Source organism: Pseudoalteromonas sp. S1609 (genome assembly GCF_005887255.1).
Taxonomy (GTDB): Bacteria; Pseudomonadota; Gammaproteobacteria; order Enterobacterales; family Alteromonadaceae; genus Pseudoalteromonas.
In genome coordinates this window covers 1-388 of sequence record NZ_PNDJ01000161.1, presented here as the reverse complement: position 1 = coordinate 388, position 388 = coordinate 1, and the positions used below count along the sequence as shown (strand labels likewise).

Annotated in this window: 1 protein-coding gene; it reads left to right on the top strand. The window is 38.4% G+C overall.

Annotated elements, in window-relative coordinates:
• Positions 1-381, top strand: a 381-nt coding sequence (locus CWB76_RS19235; RefSeq protein WP_502704774.1) for a 4-hydroxyphenylpyruvate dioxygenase family protein, incomplete at its 5' end; no start/stop codon positions are given.
• Positions 382-388: the final 7 nt, after the last annotated feature.

The following is a 388-nucleotide window of genomic DNA, read 5'->3' as shown; positions in this document are numbered from 1 at the left end:
CAAATTGATGAATACCTAGGTGAATACAATGGCCCAGGTGTGCAGCATTTAGCGTTCTTAACTGACGACTTAGTAAGCTCACTAGATAAGCTTGATAAATCGACTATCGCTACTTTAGATATTATTCCAGAGTACTACGATACTATTTTTGACCGTGTTCCATGGGTTAAAGAAGACAAAGAAAAAATCCGTGAACATCAAATCCTTGTTGATAGCCAAAGCGAAGATTGCTATTTACTGCAAATTTTCTCTAAAAACTTATTTGGTCCTATCTTCATTGAAATGATTCAACGAGTTGATGATGGCGGCTTTGGTGAAGGTAACTTCCAAGCGCTATTCGAATCAATCGAGCGAGATCAAGAACGCCGCGGCGTTTTATAAGCAAATA